At 64.7% G+C, this 15,765-nt stretch carries 10 protein-coding genes and 2 tRNA genes; 2 read left to right on the forward strand and 10 right to left on the reverse strand.

What is annotated here, in order from left to right; genetic code table 11:
- Positions 1 to 22: 22 nt before the first annotated feature.
- The 3 genes from NJG22_RS12520 to rimO form a co-directional block, all read right to left on the reverse strand.
- A complete protein-coding gene (locus NJG22_RS12520) occupies positions 23 to 733 on the reverse strand; it encodes an rRNA pseudouridine synthase (protein WP_253094896.1) in 711 nt (236 codons plus the stop codon).
- Between the two features lie 121 nt (positions 734 to 854).
- Positions 855 to 1,313: a GNAT family N-acetyltransferase gene (locus NJG22_RS12525; RefSeq protein WP_253094897.1), complete on the reverse strand. Its 459-nt coding sequence runs from the start codon at positions 1,311 to 1,313 to the stop codon at positions 855 to 857.
- Positions 1,314 to 1,398: 85 nt separating this feature from the next.
- Positions 1,399 to 2,730, reverse strand: a complete 1,332-nt coding sequence (rimO, locus tag NJG22_RS12530; RefSeq protein ID WP_253094898.1) for a 30S ribosomal protein S12 methylthiotransferase RimO — start codon at positions 2,728 to 2,730, stop codon at positions 1,399 to 1,401.
- A gap of 235 nt (positions 2,731 to 2,965) precedes the next feature.
- Here rimO and NJG22_RS12535 point away from each other — a divergent pair, with 235 nt between their 5' ends.
- Complete coding sequence (locus NJG22_RS12535) at positions 2,966 to 4,864, forward strand: potassium transporter Kup (protein WP_217849407.1); 1,899 nt, start codon at positions 2,966 to 2,968, stop codon at positions 4,862 to 4,864.
- Positions 4,865 to 4,975: 111 nt separating this feature from the next.
- Here the strand turns inward: NJG22_RS12535 and NJG22_RS12540 are convergent, their stop codons facing one another.
- The 4 genes from NJG22_RS12540 to NJG22_RS12555 form a co-directional block, all read right to left on the reverse strand.
- Positions 4,976 to 6,268, reverse strand: a complete 1,293-nt coding sequence (locus tag NJG22_RS12540) for an AcvB/VirJ family lysyl-phosphatidylglycerol hydrolase (protein WP_253094899.1) — start codon at positions 6,266 to 6,268, stop codon at positions 4,976 to 4,978.
- Complete coding sequence (gene mprF, locus NJG22_RS12545) at positions 6,268 to 8,910, reverse strand: bifunctional lysylphosphatidylglycerol flippase/synthetase MprF (protein WP_253094900.1); 2,643 nt, start codon at positions 8,908 to 8,910, stop codon at positions 6,268 to 6,270. Before mprF ends, NJG22_RS12540 begins: the two co-directional genes overlap by 1 nt.
- Before the next feature lie 258 nt (positions 8,911 to 9,168).
- Positions 9,169 to 9,245 (reverse strand) — tRNA-Met (locus NJG22_RS12550).
- A 226-nt stretch (positions 9,246 to 9,471) separates the two neighbouring features.
- Positions 9,472 to 9,548 (reverse strand) — tRNA-Met (locus NJG22_RS12555).
- Positions 9,549 to 9,758: 210 nt separating this feature from the next.
- On the opposite strand from NJG22_RS12555, the gene dinB reads away from it, so the two are divergent.
- Positions 9,759 to 10,817, forward strand: a complete 1,059-nt coding sequence (gene dinB / locus NJG22_RS12560; RefSeq protein ID WP_253094975.1) for a DNA polymerase IV — start codon at positions 9,759 to 9,761, stop codon at positions 10,815 to 10,817.
- Between the two features lie 88 nt (positions 10,818 to 10,905).
- On the opposite strand, the gene NJG22_RS12565 is transcribed toward dinB, so the two are convergent.
- The 3 genes from NJG22_RS12565 to NJG22_RS12575 all read right to left on the reverse strand — a co-directional run bounded on the left by NJG22_RS12565 (position 10,906) and on the right by NJG22_RS12575 (position 15,056).
- Positions 10,906 to 11,859, reverse strand: coding sequence for a hypothetical protein (locus NJG22_RS12565; RefSeq protein WP_253094901.1), 954 nt, complete (start codon positions 11,857 to 11,859; stop codon positions 10,906 to 10,908).
- A 20-nt stretch (positions 11,860 to 11,879) separates the two neighbouring features.
- A complete protein-coding gene (locus NJG22_RS12570) occupies positions 11,880 to 13,595 on the reverse strand; it encodes a proline--tRNA ligase (RefSeq protein ID WP_253094903.1) in 1,716 nt (571 codons plus the stop codon).
- A 156-nt stretch (positions 13,596 to 13,751) separates the two neighbouring features.
- Positions 13,752 to 15,056 (reverse strand): OprD family porin, encoded by a 1,305-nt coding sequence (locus NJG22_RS12575; protein WP_253094905.1) that lies wholly within the window; start codon positions 15,054 to 15,056, stop codon positions 13,752 to 13,754.
- Positions 15,057 to 15,765 lie beyond the last annotated feature (709 nt).

Below are 15,765 nucleotides of genomic sequence, written 5' to 3' on the forward strand. Positions count from 1 at the left end.
CGGTAGTGCTGGGTGACGGACCTCAGAAACGTTCGGTGGCGGCCAGGTAGCGCCATTGGCCCAACGGCAGCTTGCCCATCGACACCCCGCCCAGGCGGATGCGGCGCATGCCCAGGACCTTGAGGCCGGCGGTCTCGCACAGTTGCTCGATAACCCCTGGCTGCGGGTTTTTCAGGACCATGCGCAGGTGTTGTTCGTTCTGCCAGCTGGCCTTGGCCTTGGGCAACTCGACGCCCTTGCGCTCGACGCCGCGGGCCAGCCGCTCAAGGGCGCCTGGCTTGGCTTCGCCGCTGACCTGGACGATGTATTCCTGTTCCATGCGGCGCAGGTCGGCGTCGAGCTTGCGGGTTACCCGCCAGTCCTGGGTGAACAGCTGCAGGCCGCTGGCGCCGGGGAGTAGCGGGGCGACGCAGGCCTGCCGGGCAAAGTGGCCGTGCAAGGCGCGCACGCCTTCGCGGTGGGCTTCGCTGAGGCTGGCCAGGGTCATGCCGGCCTGGGCGCTGTCGAGTGCCTGGCCAGCTTGCTGGTTGAGCAGCAGGGTGACCGGCTCGAGGCTCTCGGCGCGGGCGCCGGGCAGCAGCTCGACGCGCTGCTGGGCAACCTTGAACTGCGGCTGTTCGACCACCACGCCATCGACGGTGACCCAGCCACCCTCGATATACAGTTCGGCCTCTCGGCGGGAGCAGCCAAGCTGTTCGATGAGGCGTTTGGACAGGCGAATGGGGTCGGACATGGACAATGGTTTCACGAGGCAGGGAAAGGCTCCATTGTACCTTCACCGACGGCTTCGCGGCTGCAAATCGATGTCATTTCCGCCGTTTCGGAGCGGGGAGCTGGCATCTTCGGCCATGACCTCAGGATCCTGTACGAATCAACCTCATGTGCAGTAGGGGGTACGGCTGCCCCAGGCCGTCCGTTTCCGAGCGCCCGCACACTTCGAAGCCTTGGTGCAGGTAGAACCCCAGGGCTTGCGGGTTCTGTTCGTTGACATCCAGCCGCTCGGCGTTGAGCTCGGCCACCGCATGGCGCAGCAGGCGCTTGCCGAGCCCCTGGCCGCGGGCTTGCGGGGCGACGAAGAGCAGGTCGACCCGGCCGTTGGCGACCCCGGCAAAACCGAGGATGCGCCCCTTGTGGTCCTTGCCGCAGACCAGCATCACCGCGTCCAGGTAACGCGCCAGCACATGGTCGCGCAGCAACAGGATATAGGCGTCGGGGAGGAAGTCGTGGGTGGCGCGCACCGAGGCTTCCCAGACCCGAACCAGCTCGGGGTAGTCGCTCAGGCGCGGCGTTTGCAGCGTGACAGTGGTTGACATCCATGGGTCCTCAAGGCCAATGAGGAAAACATAGATGCAAAAAAATACCCCGCCAGTGGGCGGGGTATCTTCAGGCGAGTATCGCTCAGATGGGCTCGGCCCACATATCGTACTCGTCGGCATCGACCACCCGGCAACGCACCTTGTCGCCGGGCTTGAAGCCGTGGTTGCCGTCGATGAACACGCTGCCGTCGATCTCCGGTGCGTCGTAGAAGCTGCGGCCGACCGAACCTTGTTCCTCGACCTCGTCGATCAGCACCTCGATCTCCTTGCCGATGCGCAGTTGCAGGCGCGCGGCGCTGATCGCCTGCTGGTGGGCCATGAAGCGGTCCCAGCGGTCCTGCTTGACGTCATCCGGCACTTCTTCCAGGCCCAGGTCGTTGGCCGGGGCGCCTTCGACCGGCGAGTACTGGAAGCAGCCGACGCGGTCGAGCTGGGCTTCGGTCAGCCAGTGGAGCAGGTACTGGAAGTCTTCCTCGGTCTCGCCGGGGAAGCCGACGATGAAGGTCGAGCGGATCACCAGCTCTGGGCACTGCTCGCGCCAGTGCTTGATGCGCGCCAGGGTACGGTCCTCGAAGGCCGGGCGCTTCATCGACTTGAGCACCTTGGGGCTGGCGTGCTGGAACGGGATGTCCAGATACGGCAGGATCTTGCCGGCGGCCATCAGCGGGATCACGTCGTCGACGTTCGGGTACGGGTACACATAGTGCAGGCGCACCCAGGCACCCAGGCTGCTCAGGGCTTCGCACAGCTCGAGCATGCGGGTCTTGACCGGGCGGCCGTTCCAGAAGTCGGTCTTGTACTTGACGTCGACGCCATAGGCGCTGGTGTCCTGGGAGATCACCAGGATCTCCTTGACGCCGGCCTTGACCAGGCGTTCGGCTTCGCTCAGCACCTCACCGACCGGGCGGCTGACCAGCTTGCCGCGCATCGACGGGATGATGCAGAAGCTGCAGCTGTGGTTGCAGCCTTCGGAAATCTTCAGGTAGGCGTAGTGGCGCGGGGTCAGCTTGACGCCCTGGGGCGGCACCAGGTCGATCAGCGGGTTGTGGTCCTGGCGCGGCGGCACCACTTCGTGCACGGCGTTGACCACCTGCTCGTACTGCTGCGGGCCGCTGACCGACAGCACGCTGGGGTGCACGTCGCGGATATTGCCTTCCTCGACACCCATGCAGCCGGTGACGATGACCTTGCCGTTTTCCTTGATCGCCTCGCCGATCACTTCCAGCGACTCGGCCTTGGCGCTGTCGATGAAGCCGCAGGTATTGACCACCACCACGTCGGCGTCCTCGTAGGTGGGCACGACTTCATAACCTTCCATGCGCAGCTGGGTGAGGATGCGCTCGGAATCGACCAGGGCCTTGGGGCAACCCAGAGAAACGAAGCCGACCTTCGGAGTGGCGGGAGTGGTGGACATGGCTAACCTCGGTATTGAATACAGGTCGCCCGGCCGCTGACGGGGGCGCTCCTGGTGGGCGCTTTTCGCGCCTCTGATCAAAAAGTGCGCAATTCTAGCGAGCGCAAGGTCGCTTTACCAGCAGAAATACGACGAACGCTGCGCTATGCTTCGCGCCGTTGCGCGGGGGCATCCGGGATGCCCTGGCGCGGGAGACAATTCAACCGGTCTAGAAGGCCTTCTGCGGGAGTGGTCGATGGTTCAGGCAAGCAGTCACGCCGAAGGCGGGCAGGGCGCAACACGGTCGTTGAGCCTGTTGGTGGCAGCTGTCGGGGTGGTCTATGGCGATATCGGCACCAGCCCGTTGTATACCCTCAAGGAAGTCTTCACCGGCGGTTACGGGGTGCCGGTCAACCACGATGGCGTGCTGGGCATCCTGTCGCTGATCCTCTGGTCGCTGCTGTGGGTGGTGTCGTTCAAGTACGTGATGTTCATCCTGCGCGCCGACAACCAGGGCGAAGGCGGCACCATGGCGCTGACCGCGCTGGCGCGGCGGGCCACGGCCAGTCATCCGAAGCTGCGTGCGCTGATGGTCGGCTGCGGCCTGGTCGGGGCCTCGTTGTTCTATGGCGACAGCATGATTACCCCGGCGGTGTCGGTGCTGTCGGCAGTGGAGGGCATGGGCCTGGCATTCGACGGCATCGATCACTGGGTGGTGCCGATCTCGCTGGTGGTGCTGGTGGCGCTGTTCCTGGTGCAAAAACACGGCACCGAGAAGATCGGCAAGCTGTTCGGCCCGATCATGGTCACCTGGTTCGTGGTGCTGGGGGCGCTGGGCGTGCATGGCATCGCCCAGAGCCCCGAGGTGCTCAAGGCCTTCAACCCGGGCTGGGCGCTGAATTTCTTCATCGTGCACCCGGGCATGGGCGTGGCGATCCTTGGCGCGGTGGTGCTGGCGCTGACCGGCGCCGAGGCGCTGTACGCCGACATGGGCCACTTCGGCCGCAAGCCGATCGCCCGCGCCTGGTTCGCCCTGGTGCTGCCGGCGCTGGTGCTCAACTACTTTGGCCAGGGCGCGATGTTGCTGCAGAACCCGGAGGCCGCGCGCAATCCGTTCTACCTGCTGGCGCCGGGCTGGGCACTGCTGCCGTTGGTGGGGTTGGCGACCATGGCCACGGTGATCGCTTCCCAGGCGGTGATCTCGGGGGCCTTCTCCCTGACCCGCCAGGCCATCCAGCTGGGCTATATCCCGCGCATGCAGATCCAGCACACCTCCAGCGACGAGCAGGGGCAGATCTACATCGGCGCGGTGAACTGGACGCTGATGGTCGGCGTGGTGCTGCTGGTGATCGGATTCGAGTCGTCCGGCGCGCTGGCGGCGGCCTACGGCGTGGCGGTAACCGGCACCATGCTGATGACCACCATCCTGGTGGCGTCGGTGATGCTGCTGTTGTGGAAATGGCCGCCGCTGCTGGCGGTGCCGATCCTGGTGGGTTTCCTGCTGGTGGATGGATTGTTCTTCGCCGCCAACGTGCCGAAGATCGTCCAGGGGGGCGCGTTCCCGGTACTGGCGGGCGGGGTGCTGTTCCTGCTGATGAGCACCTGGAAGCGTGGCAAGCAGATCCTCGTCGAGCGCATCGACGAAGGCGCGCTGCCGCTGCCGGTGTTCATCGGCAGCATTCGCGTGCAGCCGCCGCACCGGGTCGAGGGCACTGCGGTGTTCCTCACCGCGCGGGCCGACGCGGTACCCCATGCGCTGTTGCACAACATGTTGCACAACCAGGTGCTGCACAACCAGGTGGTGCTGCTGACGGTGGTCAGCGAGGACCGGCCGCGGGTGCCGGAACATGAGCGCTTCGAGGTGGAGGCCTATGGCGATGGGTTCTTCCGGGTGTTGCTGCACTTTGGCTTCATGGACGAGCCGGACGTGCCGGCGGCGTTGAAGCTGTGCCACCTGGACGAGCTGGATTTCAGCCCGATGCGCACCACCTATTTCCTCAGCCGGGAGACGGTGATCGCCTCGCGCCTGGAGGGGATGTCGCGCTGGCGCGGCAACCTGTTCGCGTTCCTGCTGAAGAACGCCAACGGCAACCTGCGCTTCTTCAACCTGCCGCTGAACCGGGTGATCGAGCTGGGAACCCAGGTCGAGATATGACCCTGCTTTACCGCCGTTCGCCGGCAAGGCCGGCTCCTACAGGGCGGCCCACCTCGGGCCCGTAGGCGCCAGCCTTGCTGGCGATGGACCGCGCAGCGGTCCGCTTTCACATCATTTTTCAGCGACGCTGGACTTGCCCTGGCGCGTCTCGATCTCGTCGATCAGGCGCTTGGCCAGCGCTGGGTAGTTCTCGTCGAAGTGGTGGCCACCGGGCAGCTTCATGCGCTCGCCCACCGCGGTCTTGTCGGTGCAGCCGCTTTCGTCGGTCTCTTCCACGCCATAGATGCACACCACCTTGGCCGCTGGCAGTTTGGCCATTTCCGGCCCGGTCGGGGCCTCCTGGCCTTCCTTGCCCAGCCAGCCTTCCACCTCGATCTCGAAGCTGCCGCTGCGGGCGAAGGCCAGCAGGATCACCGCGTCGATACGCTTCTGATCCTCGGCGGACAGGCGGTTGTAGATGGCCGGCAATACATCGGCGCCGAACGAATAGCCGGTCAGCACGAACCGCTTGGTGCCCCATTTCTGCCGGTAGTGCTGCATCAGTTCGGACAGGTCGGCGGCGCTCTGCTCCGGGGTCTTGTGCTGCCAGTAGTAACGCAGGGTGTCGATACCCACCACCGGGAAGCCGAGCTTGGCCATTTCACCGGCCACGTCGCGGTCCAGGTCGCGCCAGCCACCGTCGCCGGACAGGAACAGGGTGACGGTGTCGGTGGTCTGCCCGGCGGGCACCTCTACTACCGGGATGGCCAGGGCATTGCCGTCGTGGCCGACCAAGGCCTGGGTCAGCTGGGCCTTGAGCACCTGCGGCAGGTGGATGTCGTAGTCGGCGATGCTGGTCTCGGCGTTGGCCTGGTCGCGCACGAAGGCGGCGCTGGCGTCGTCGGGGTTGTCGTTCCAGGCCACGTTCCAGTGGCCATGGGGCGCGGCCTTGGGCAGCGTGGCCTGGCAACCGGGTTGCTCGAGGGTGAAGTCCACCGAGATGGCCCGCGCCTTGTCGTCGCTTTGGGTGGCCAGCCAGCGCCAAGCCTGGGCCGCGCCTGGGCCGATACCGGCGACCAGGGTCGGCTTGTCGGCCAGTTGGGCCAGGGCCTGGTCCATTGCGACCTGCTGCTTGGCGCAGTCGGCAGGCGGCAGGATCACCTGCACCAGCTGGGCTTCGCCGGCCTGGCTGAGGTCGAGCAGTTGTTTATCGCTCAGGGCCTGCTCCTGGGGTACGCCGATGGCCACCCGGGCCTTGGCGTGCACACCTGGGGTGGCGCGGGTCAGCGGGCTGCCATCGGTCAGCGTCAGGTGGTCCAGGCGCGCCTCGGGGGCCGGCCGGGTCCACAGCCAGAAGGCCGTGGCCCCGGCCAGGGCGGCCAGCAGCAGGGGAATCAGTACATACAGCCAATAGCGTCGGATCATCAACGTTTCACCAATCCAGTCAGGCCGCCAGCGATCAGGGCGGCGGTATCGGCCAGTGCCACCAGCGGGTCGAGCCCGGCCGGCACGGCCATGTAGCGAGGTTCCCAGTCCGGCTGGAACTTGTCCTTGAAGCGCCGCAGGCCCTGGAAGTTGTAGAGCTGCTCGCCGCGCTGGAACACCATCGAGCCCAGGCGCTGGGTCAAGGGTGCGCCACGGCGCGGCTGCAAGCCGGAAAGGGGCACCATGCCCAGGCTGAAGCGGCCATAGTCGTGGCGCTTGTAGTGCAGGATCAGGCCGACCATCATGAATTCCATGGTCAGCTTCGGTGCCTCGGGGTGGGCGCGCATCAGGTCGAGGCTGGCCAGTTCGTTGCTGTGGGTTTCCAGCAGGTTGGCGAAGGCCACCGGGCGGCCCTGGAAGCGAATCAGCGCAATGCGAAAGTGCTGCAGGTACTCGGGGCTGAAGCGGCCCAGGGAGAAGCCTTTCTCGCGGACGTTCTTGCCGCTGAGCCAGGCGTCGGAAATTTCCTTGAGCTCGGCCAGGGGCGCATGACCGGGCCCGTGGATCTCCAGGGCCAGGCCGTCGCGGCCACCACGGTTCCAGGTGTAGCGCAGGTCTTTCATCTCCTTGCCCTTGGCGTCGATGTCGAAGCGGCGCAGGTCGACCCGCGCTTCCTCGCCGAGCTTGATCGCGGTCAGGCCGATGTCCATGTAGAACGGCAGGTTCTCCGCACGCACCTGGTAAAACACCGGGCGGGCATGGTGCAGGTCGCACAGGTCGCGGAACTGCCAGATCATCTCGGCGCGTTCCTGGGCCGGGCCGATCGGGTCGTACAGCGCCACCAGGCTGCGGCCACGGCGGGCGTACATGAGGAAGGCGTTGTCGCTGGGGTGGAACAGCAGGGCCTTGTCGCCGGTCAGGGCCAGGCCGCCGTCAGGCTGGTCGGAGGCCAGCAGGATGCGGTTGGCCCGCTGCAGTTCCTCGTCACTCGGCAGGTGGATCACCGGGCGCGCGGTGCGCAGCAGCCAGGTCAGCGCGACGACCACCAGCAGCACCGCGCTGCCCAGCGCTGCGCGCAAGGCCCGTGGCGCATCGGCATCGAGGGTGAACTGCCACCACAGCTTGTGGGTGTAGGGTACGTCCTGGTAAGCGAACAGCAGCAGCCACACCGAGGCGCCAACCACGCAGGCACTGGCCACCAGGTAGACCGGCGAGAACGGCAGTTCCAGCAGGCGGCTGGGGCGATAGAACGAGCGGCGGAACAGGGCCAGCAGGGCGGCGGTGAAGCACAGCAGGCTGGCCTCTTCCCAGTCGAAGCCCTTGAGTAGCGACAGCAGCGCGCCGACCAGCAGCAGCACGGTGGTCAGCAGCCAGGCGGCCGACAGGCGCCGGCGCAGGCCCTGGGCCAGCAGCAGGCAGAGCACGCCGATCAGGCTGGCGCCGAAGTGCGAGGCATCGATCAACCGGTGCGGAATCAGGAAGCCCATGTGCTCCAGGCGGCTGTCGATCTCAGGGGTGGCCCCGGAGAACAGCAGCACCACGCCAGAGAGGAACACGAGGATTGCCAGCACCGGCGCGGCCAGCCCAGAGGCCGCACGGATCGCCTGCTGGGTGACCATCAAGCGGCGGGCTTCGTTGGCCAGCAGCAGCACGCAAGCCACCAGCAGTGGCAGGACCACGTAGATAAGCCGGTACAGCAGCAGCGCCGCCGCCAATGGCGCGGCGCCCAGCTGGTTGGCGAAGGCCGCCAGCAGGACCGCCTCGAACACCCCGACGCCGCCGGGCACATGGCTGAGCACCCCGGCGGCCAGGGCCAGCAGGTACACCAGCACGAACGCGCCGAAAGGCGGCGCCTGCGGCAGCAGCAGGTAGAGCACGGTGGCGGCAGCGGCGACATCCAGCGCGGTAATCAGCAATTGCAGGGCGCTCAGGCGGGCGCCCGGCAAGCGCAGGGTGCGGCGGCCGAACTGCACCAGCAGGCTGTCGGCCAGTGGCTGCTCGGGCTGGCGGCGGCGGTACAGGCCAATCACCAGCGCCCCGGCCGCCAGCAGCACGGCGGCGGCGATACCGCCGAGCAGCGGGGCGGGCAGGCGCAATGCGCTGGCGGCGCCCGGCAGGTCGCTGAGGGTGGCCAGCGCCGCCAGTGGTGGCAGCGCGCAGCCCAGCGACAAGCTGGCGAACACCGTCATGCGCGCCACTTCCGCGGCGCCCAGGCCCTGGCGGGCATACAGGCGATAGCGCACCGAGCCGCCAGAGAGCATCGACAGGCCGATCGCATTGCCGATGGCGAATGCGCTGAAGCCACCGAGCACCAGGGTGCGCGGCGGCAACTGCACCGCGGCGTAGCGGCTGGCCGACCATTCATAGCCGAGCAGGATCACGAAGCCGAGCACCGTGGCGAGCAAAGCGCCGAGCAGCGACTGGCTCGGCACGCTGAGCATGGCATCGTGCAGGGCATAGATGTCCAGCTCGCTCAGCAGGTGGCGGCAGGCGACCAGGCCCAGGGCGAACAGCAGCAGGGTCAGGGCCAGCCCCAGCGGTTGACGGTACTTGCTCAGGCGTTCCAGCCAGGGTAGGCGTTGCGCCGCCGCAGGCAAGGCCGCAGTCAGCGGTGCCTGGGTGTCGGGTGTAGGGGCGGTCATGAAATGCCTCGGGCGGTAGGCGCGAGGCGCGGGCGAGGTACGGCCAAGTGAAAGTCCCTTTGGAAAAACGTATCCGAATATTACTCCTGGCGGGCGGCTTAAGCTGTTTCAGGATAGTTAAAGATAGTTCATTCAGGCGTGCGGGCAGGGCGCGCTAGCCAGGGGCTGGCGGCGGGAGGGCAAGGGGGATTTTTTAGGGGGCTGAATGCAACAAACCCCGCGTTATCTTTCGATAAGCGGGGCTTGTCCTGACGAATATGGTTGCGGGAGCCGGATTTGAACCGACGACCTTCGGGTTATGAGCCCGACGAGCTACCAGGCTGCTCCATCCCGCGTCAGTGGTGTGCATTCTACGGATTCAAGGCTGGGTGTCAAGCGTTAAGCTTTGATTTTCCGTAATTTTTTTCAGTGTTGCGGTGTAGGGGTCGGCCTTGCCGGCGAGCACTGGCATAGTGGGTGCCCTGCCAGGCCCTGTTTGCTTCGCCAGCAAGCTTGGCGCGTGCGGGTAAATATCAGGCAATAAAAAAGGCCACTGTCGAAACAGTGGCCTTTTCTTGAATCTGGTTGCGGGAGCCGGATTTGAACCGACGACCTTCGGGTTATGAGCCCGACGAGCTACCAGGCTGCTCCATCCCGCGCCTGTGAGATCGAATTCTACGGATTTCCCAGGGGGTGTCAAGCACTAATTCAAAAAAATCCTTTTTCGTTCAATCCCTTAGCGCCCCTGATCAGGGCGCAGGTCAGTCGCGACGGGGCTTTCAGCCCGATTGTCGGCGTCAGGCTGTCTCGTCAGATGGCCTTAGGGTAGTATCTGTATGAATTTACAGTAGTGGCTGTCGTCCATGTCCCTGCGCAAGATCATCCACATTGATTGTGACTGCTTCTATGCCGCCATCGAGATGCGCGATGACCCGCGCCTGGTCGGTCGGCCGATGGCGGTGGGTGGGCAGCCTGGCCAGCGTGGGGTGATCGCCACCTGCAATTATGAGGCGCGTGCCTACGGCGTGCGTTCGGCAATGGCCTCGGGGCATGCGTTGAAATTGTGCCCGGACCTGGAGATCGTCAAGCCGCGTTTTGAGGCCTACCGCGAGGCGTCGCGGGAGATCCACGCGATCTTTCGCGACTACACCGAACTGATCGAGCCGCTGTCGCTGGACGAGGCCTACCTGGATGTCAGTGACAGCCAATGGTTTGCCGGTAGCGCCACGCGCATTGCCGAAGACATCCGCCGCCGGGTCGCCCAGCAGCTGCATATCACCGTCTCCGCCGGGGTGGCGCCAAACAAGTTCCTGGCCAAGATCGCCAGCGATTGGCGCAAGCCCAATGGCCTGTTCGTGATTACCCCGGGCCAGGTCGAGGAATTCGTCGCCGCCTTGCCGGTAGCGCGCTTGCACGGGGTGGGCAAGGTCACGGCGGACAAGCTCGCGCGGTTGGGTATCGACACCTGCCTGTCGCTGCGCGATTGGCCGCGCTTGGCGCTGGTGCGCGAGTTCGGCAGTTTTGGCGAGCGGCTGTGGGGGCTGGCGCGGGGTATCGACGAGCGCGCGGTGCACAATGACAGCCGGCGCCAATCAGTGAGCGTGGAAAACACCTATGACCAAGACCTGCCGGGCCTGGCCAGTTGCCTGGAAAAACTACCGGCGCTGTTGGCCAGCCTGAATGAGCGTATTGCACGGATGGACAGCAGTTACCGTCCGGACAAGCCATTCGTCAAGGTCAAGTTCCATGATTTCAGCCAGACGACCCTGGAGCAGGCGGGGGCGGGGCGCGACCTGGAGAGCTATCGGCAGTTGTTGAGCCAGGCGTTCGCCCGAGGTGGCAAGCCGGTACGCTTGCTGGGGGTGGGGGTGCGCTTGCGGGATCTGCGCGGGGCGCTTGAGCAACTGGAGTTGTTCGGCGACCTATAAAGGAAGGCGCGCGGCCCCATCGCGGGGCGAGCCCCTCCCGCAAACGCCTGTAGCGCCGGCGATGGGCTGCAAGGCAGCCCTTTCCTTATTACTGCGCGCCGGGGTCGGCCACCAGTCGCCCGGTGGCCTTGGTCAGGCTCTGCACGAATTCCTGTTGCAGCTCTGGGTCATTGCGGGTCAGCTCGATCAGGCTCTGCTCCAGTTCGCTGGCTTCCTCTTCCAGGCCCAGCTCCGACAGGCGCTTGACCCGATGCACCCACTGGCCGACATCGTCGTCCTCCAGGTCATCGAAGATCAGCTCGTGGGCCTCGAGCAGCTTGCTGCGCAGGCTGCCGCTGACCAGCAGGCTGGCATCGCCGCGCACGCCCTTGTCCTCATCGGCCACTTGCAGGTGCAGGGTGCCGATGTGGTTGAGGTTCTGCTCGGAGAACGGGCTGTCCAGCAGATTCAGGCGCAGCACGCCGTTCTTGTCGGTGGTCAGCTCGTGGGTTTTGTTGCCAGCCTTGACCTCGACCAGGCGCTCGTTCCACGGCAGGCTGGTGAACTCCTCGCGCTTGCCTTTCTCGACTTCGCTGATTCCGGCCAGGTTCTGCTGGGCGCGGCCGTTGGACGGCACGTTCATGAACGGGTTGAGCCCGTCCACGCCATAGCTGAGCCAGTCATGGGTGACGCTGTCAGGCAGGTTGCCCAGGGTGAACACATTGACCACGTTGGCGCCGATGCCGGCCACCACCGCCACCGCGCCCAGCGGGATCTCGTAGATCTCCCGCCAAGGCTGGTAGGGGGTGTAGCGGTCGTAGTGGCGGGTCACCTCGAATTCGGTGACCTCGAACCGCTGCTGTTCGTGGATGCGCACGCGCCGTTGCGGAAGCTCCATGACCTTGGGCTCGCCGATATCGATCTGCAGACTATGCTCGAGCAGTTTGCGCTCGACGCGCTCCTCGTGGTCGCTGCGCTGGGACATCTGGTTGGCACAGCCGCCGAGGAACAGGGCGCCGCACAGTGCGGCGCCCCCCAGGGTATAGGTACTTCGCTTGGACATGTTCACTCGCGCAACAGTTATCAGCGGCGGATACGAGCCTGCAGGAAGGTCAGCACCTCGTTGAGCGGCAACGCCTGGGCGTCGGACTCGGTGCGGTGCTTGTACTCCAGGTTGCCTTCGGCCAGGCCGCGGTCGCTGACGACGATGCGGTGCGGGATGCCGATCAGCTCCATGTCGGCAAACTTGATGCCGGGGCTGGTCTTCTTGTCGCGGTCGTCCAGCAGCACTTCGTAGCCGGCGGCGGTCAGTTCGGCGTACAGCTTGTCGGTCGCCTCGCGCACCACCTCGGTTTCGTAGCGCAGCGGTACCAGGGCGATCTGGAAGGGTGCCAGGGCGTCGTTCCAGATGATGCCCTTGTCGTCGTGGTTCTGCTCGATGGCCGCAGCGACCACGCGGGACACACCGATGCCGTAGCAGCCCATGGACAGCACCACCGGCTTGCCGTTCTCGCCCAGGACCTGGCACTTGAGCGCCTCGCTGTACTTGGTGCCGAGCTGGAAGATGTGGCCCACTTCGATGCCGCGCTTGATCACCAGGGTGCCCTGGCCGTCCGGGCTCGGATCGCCCGCGACGACGTTGCGCAGGTCGGCGACTTGCGGCACCGGCAGGTCACGCTCCCAGTTCACGCCGAAGTAGTGCTTGTCATCGATGTTGGCGCCGATGCCGAAGTCGCTCATCAGCGCTACCGAGCGGTCGATCACGCATTCCAGCGGCAGGTTCAGCGGGCCGAGGGAGCCGGCGCCAGCGCCGATGGCGGCTTGCAGCTCGGCGTCCGACGCCATGACCAGCGGGTCGGCGACCTGTTCCAGCTTGGCAGCCTTGATTTCGTTGAGCTCGTGGTCGCCACGGACCACCAGGGCGACCAGCTTGCCTTCTTCGGTGCCGTGCACGATCAAGGTCTTGACGGTTTTCTCGATCGGCAGGCCGAACTGCTCGACCAGTTGCGCGATGGTCTTGGCATTCGGGGTGTCGACCAGGCGCAGCTCTTCGGTCGGCGCCGGGCGCACGGTTTCGCGCGGAATGGCTTCGGCCTTCTCGATGTTGGCGGCGTAGTCGGAGGTGTCGCTGAAGATCACGTCGTCTTCGCCGGAGGAGGCGAGGACGTGGAACTCGTGGGAATAGTTGCCGCCGATCGAGCCAGTGTCGGCCTGCACGGGGCGGAAGTCCAGGCCCAGGCGGGTGAAGATGTTGGAGTACGCCAGGTGCATGCGGTCGTAGGTTTCCTGCAGGGAAGCCTGGTCGGCATGGAAGGAATAGGCGTCCTTCATGATGAACTCGCGGCCACGCATCAGGCCGAAGCGCGGACGGATCTCGTCACGGAACTTGGTCTGGATCTGGTACATGCTCAGTGGCAACTGCTTGTAGCTGGACAGCTCGTTGCGCGCCAGGTCGGTGATGACCTCTTCGTGGGTCGGGCCGACGCAGAAATCGCGCTGGTGGCGGTCTTTCAGGCGCAGCAATTCGGGGCCGTATTGCTCCCAGCGGCCGGACTCCTGCCACAGCTCGGCGGGCTGGATGCTCGGCATCAGCACTTCGAGGGCACCGGCGGCGTTCATTTCCTCGCGGACCACTGCTTCGACCTTGCGCATCACCCGCAGGCCCATCGGCAGCCAGGTGTACAGGCCGGAAGCCAGTTTACGGATCATGCCGGCGCGCAGCATGAGCTTGTGGCTGATGACCACTGCATCTGCCGGGGTTTCTTTCTGGGTGGCGAGCAAATATTGACTGGTGCGCATGGTGAGCCGTGTCGATTGCCTGAATGTTGAATGACCCCGCATTGTACGGGGGCGAAACGAAAGCGTACAGGATGCCCCAGGGCGGTGCGCTTGTCAGCCATGAAAAAGCCCGGCGCTTGGCCGGGCTTCTGTTCGCGAAGCGCTGCAAGCGGCGGCTTACAGGATGCTCAGCGGGTACTCGACGATCAGGCGCAGTTCATCCAGCGAGTTGGAGTAGACCGCGTCGGAGGAGCGATAGGTGGCCTGGCGCACGCGGAAGCTGAGGTCCTTGGCCGGGCCTTCCTGCAGCACGTACTTGACGTCGATGTCGCGTTCCCATTCCTTGCCGTCGTTGGTGGCGCCGGTGTGCGCGCCGGTACCGCGGACATAACGGGTCATGAAGGTCAGGCCTGGCACGCCGAACTCGGCGAAGTTCAGGTCGTAGCGAGCCTGCCAGGATTTTTCGCCTTCGGCGTTGAAGTCCGAACGAGCCACCGAGTTGGCCAGGAAGATACTGCCGCCACCGTCGATGCCGTAGGCGTATTCGCCGTCGCCGGTGACTTTCTGGTAGGCCAGGGTGAAGGTGTGGGCGCCGATGTTGTAGGCGCCGGAGAAGCTGTAGGCGCGGTTGTCGAGCTTGTCGCCATCGGCGGTGGCGCGGTACAGGTTGTCGCCTTCGCCCTTGGTGTCATAGATGTTGAAGTCGAACACCAAGCCCTGCTTGTCAGAGATCGGCAGCGCCCAGTTGACGTTGGCGTAGTACTTGCGCCAGTAGTCTTCGACCTTGGAGTAGTAGAGGCTGGTCGACAGGCTGTCGGTGAAGGCGTAGGAGCCACCGAACACGTCCGCTTCCTTCAGGCCGCGGCGACCGAGGCCGTCACTGATACTGTCGCGGTCGGTCTCGGACTGAGCGGTCATGCTGGTGAAACGGCCGGCATGCAGGGTCAGGCCCTTGATCTCATTGCTGGTGAGCAATGCGCCTTGTGCGGTTTCAGGCAGCAGGCGGCTGTCGTCGGTGGCGAATACCGGCAGGGCGGTGAACTGGTCGCCCACTTTCAGCACGGTGTCGGAAATACGGAATTTGACCGCGACGCCACCCTTGGAGTAGTCATCCTGGGAGCGCTGGTCGGAACCGGTGGGGAACAGGCCGGTGCCCGAGTAGCCGCGGCCGCTGTCCAGCTTGAGGCCCAGCAGGCCGATGGCGTCGACGCCGACACCCACGGTGCCCTGGGTGAAGCCCGACTCGAAGGTGCCGATGAAGCCCTGGCCCCATTCGCGCTGGTCGTGGCGCAGGCCGCGGGCTTTGTTGCTCGCCGACTCGGTGTTGCGATAGTCACGGCTGAAGTACAGGTTACGCATCTTGACGTTCAGTTTGCTGTCCTCGACGAAACCCTTGGATTCGTCCTGGGAAGAGGCGACAGCCATCTGCGAAGTCCCTGCCGCTACGGCCAGGGCGATCATGCTCCACTTCATCACGCGCATCGTGATTTGCTCCTTTGGTTTTTTAGGAAGAGTACCGCTGCGCCCAGTGTTTTAATTATATGGGGCAGCTCTTTCTTGTTATGTCGGCGAAAATGTATATCACGCGGACTATTCTTGGCGATATGGGGTAAAACAACCTTTCGGTAACTTTACGGCCATGTCGCTGTTGGCTGTTTCCATGTCGCAAATCACGCCTTGTTAATAGGCGTACAACGCCAGCGCTGTCTCAAAACCGTCATGAATGTATAAACACAAAGTTCGGCTTGTGAAACTCCCTGGTTATCCGATGCCGCTGTTGTTATTTGTCGCGTCCACCCTGCCTTGCAGGGGGCGTGCCGACCTGCTGTGAAGCGAATGCAACAAGCGTGCTCAAAATCACGAACGTTTGATGAAATTTTCACAAAGCCGGTGGCGCAGGCTTGGAAACCTCTGCAAACAGGGGCTGTAGCCAGTCCGGGTGGCATGCCTTGACGCGCGGTAGCCGTGCATCGACAAGCTGCCTTTCAAGTCAAGGTGTTACCGACAACTGTTGATCCTGGCTGTTTTATGTGACGGATGTGTGGTGGCTGTTTGACTGATGGCTCTTTTTTGGTGCGAAAAGTAGCGCTGTGTTACCGAAGTAGGTCGCCACTGGCGTGCTACGGGTGTCGATAGCGGCGAAGCAGAGTATCCTTGCGCCCTTGTGCCCGCCGGCAGGGCTGGGCTGTAC

Origin of the sequence: Pseudomonas sp. VA159-2, from assembly GCF_024126635.1 — a bacterium.
GTDB classification, from domain to species: Bacteria; Pseudomonadota; Gammaproteobacteria; order Pseudomonadales; family Pseudomonadaceae; genus Aquipseudomonas; species Aquipseudomonas muyukensis.

Excerpts from the sequence above, each read along its gene's own strand:
- NJG22_RS12520 (WP_253094896.1), bottom strand. The coding sequence starts at position 733 with ATGTCCGACCCCATTCGCCTGTCCAAACGCCTCATCGAACAGCTTGGC.
- NJG22_RS12525 (WP_253094897.1), bottom strand. The coding sequence starts at position 1,313 with ATGTCAACCACTGTCACGCTGCAAACGCCGCGCCTGAGCGACTACCCC.
- rimO (WP_253094898.1), bottom strand. The coding sequence starts at position 2,730 with ATGTCCACCACTCCCGCCACTCCGAAGGTCGGCTTCGTTTCTCTGGGT.
- NJG22_RS12535 (WP_217849407.1), top strand. The coding sequence starts at position 2,966 with ATGGTTCAGGCAAGCAGTCACGCCGAAGGCGGGCAGGGCGCAACACGG.
- NJG22_RS12540 (WP_253094899.1), bottom strand. The coding sequence starts at position 6,268 with ATGATCCGACGCTATTGGCTGTATGTACTGATTCCCCTGCTGCTGGCC.
- mprF (WP_253094900.1), bottom strand. The coding sequence starts at position 8,910 with ATGACCGCCCCTACACCCGACACCCAGGCACCGCTGACTGCGGCCTTG.
- NJG22_RS12565 (WP_253094901.1), bottom strand. The coding sequence starts at position 11,859 with ATGTCCAAGCGAAGTACCTATACCCTGGGGGGCGCCGCACTGTGCGGC.
- NJG22_RS12570 (WP_253094903.1), bottom strand. The coding sequence starts at position 13,595 with ATGCGCACCAGTCAATATTTGCTCGCCACCCAGAAAGAAACCCCGGCA.
- NJG22_RS12575 (WP_253094905.1), bottom strand. The coding sequence starts at position 15,056 with ATGCGCGTGATGAAGTGGAGCATGATCGCCCTGGCCGTAGCGGCAGGG.